Annotated in this window: 3 protein-coding genes; all 3 read right to left on the bottom strand. The window is 35.7% G+C overall.

Annotation, left to right across the window (positions count from 1 at the left end; genetic code table 11):
• Window positions 1-211: 211 nt before the first annotated feature.
• The 3 genes from E2K98_RS30575 to E2K98_RS31950 all read right to left on the bottom strand — a co-directional run bounded on the left by E2K98_RS30575 (window position 212) and on the right by E2K98_RS31950 (window position 1,205).
• Window positions 212-574 carry a DUF5412 domain-containing protein gene (locus E2K98_RS30575; protein WP_133340754.1) on the bottom strand — a complete coding sequence of 121 codons (363 nt, stop codon included), beginning with the start codon at window positions 572-574 and terminating at the stop codon, window positions 212-214.
• A 157-nt stretch (window positions 575-731) separates the two neighbouring features.
• Window positions 732-878: a hypothetical protein gene (locus E2K98_RS31955; RefSeq protein WP_235824990.1), complete on the bottom strand. Its 147-nt coding sequence runs from the start codon at window positions 876-878 to the stop codon at window positions 732-734.
• 27 nt (window positions 879-905) lie between these two features.
• A complete protein-coding gene (locus E2K98_RS31950; RefSeq protein ID WP_235824989.1) occupies window positions 906-1,205 on the bottom strand; it encodes an SMI1/KNR4 family protein in 300 nt (99 codons plus the stop codon).
• Window positions 1,206-1,418 lie beyond the last annotated feature (213 nt).

Here is a 1,418-nt window from a genome sequence, read left to right as displayed (position 1 = left end):
CGGCCCGCCACCTAACTGTCTACGCTTAAAGACTAAAGTTACCTTTAGCCCTCCAAGACTCGCTACGAGCGAATGGCTAGTTCTTACTCGACGGGAATCCCACCCGTTATATGATACGACCTAGGCTCGGCCGCACACCTGCCCCGTTACTTTAATAAGAAAATGCATTACCGTTGTTCAGTAATGCACCCTCTAGTTGAAGAAGAATTGTTTATCGTCTTCTAAAGTCAAAAGTTTCATTTGGTACACTTAATACGTGACCATTAATTACAACGGTATTTTCATCAATCCATTTAATATTTGCTTTTTCTTCGTGATAGTTCCAATAAATGTTCTTTGGTTTTTTGTTCGCTTTATTAAAATTTAGTTCTCCACGAACAGCAAAATCTGTTGTTGCTCCTTCACTTGAAACGTAGGCTTTTAGCGTATAGGTTCCTTCTGGAGAACTTTTTTCTGTAATTAAATCTCCTTTAGGCAAACGACTCATATCAAAAAATGCCCAATAAACACCATATCCAATTAGCCCAAGTATTACAGGAATTAATAAAGAAAAAATAATATGTTTCTTTTTCATTCTTTCTCCTCCTAAATGGCTGAATTCAATTTAGTTTATCAGAAAGAATCCCTTGTAAGGACAATTATTTTTTATAAATGTCTATGCCTTATTTAATTAACCTTCCCCTTTGGTTCAAGAAGAAAGGCTGCCATTTTAATAGCAGCCAACTTCTTTATTATTCTAATTCATCTTTAATTAACTCCAAAAGAAAATCACCAAAATCATCAGCAATCACATCAAATGGTTGCTCATCCCAGTCCACTCCTAAGTATACTGATACAACTGCTGGTTCCTTTTCATCATTAAGATTATTAAAATCCAAACAATATAAATCATCCATGCCAGTAAGCTAAATAATAAGAAATTTATCTGGTAAACCAGTCTCTTTTCTTTCAGTCAAAGTGTACCAGATTGCGTCTGGGACAGAAGAATTTTCAAAGTCATCTTGAAGAACACCATATATTTCTTGTGAACCGAAATTCCCTGCCCCGAAAGAGTTTAGGAAGTGGCGATACATTTTTGAAAATTTAATTCCTAATTCTTTTTCTGCTTTATCTATTAAGAGTTCAGAACGCTCTCCGACAAAATCACATTCTTCCTTATTTTGTTCTAATAAGATTAATGCTCTTTCATAATTAGACCAGCTCATATGCTTTCCCCTTTGATGTTTTCTTTAGATAAATATAGCAAATATATTGCATATTATCTTCTTCAGTCGAGTAGAAGGGAGCCTTTCTACCTTCCGGTAGATTGTACTCCTCCCCCTCACAGAACCGTGCTTGCACTATTAATGCACACGGCTCCTCCTAGTTATCGTTTACAGACTGTAGCTAATCTCTTTTCTTAGATTCAGATTTTGCTA

The organism is Bacillus salipaludis, from assembly GCF_004358205.1.
Note: the sequence above shows the minus strand (reverse complement) of the source record. Positions and strands in the feature narration are given on the sequence as shown.

Coding starts and splice junctions, on each gene's coding strand:
- E2K98_RS31950 (WP_235824989.1), bottom strand. CDS start 1,205: ATGAGCTGGTCTAATTATGAAAGAGCATTAATCTTATTAGAACAAAAT.
- E2K98_RS30575 (WP_133340754.1), bottom strand. CDS start 574: ATGAAAAAGAAACATATTATTTTTTCTTTATTAATTCCTGTAATACTT.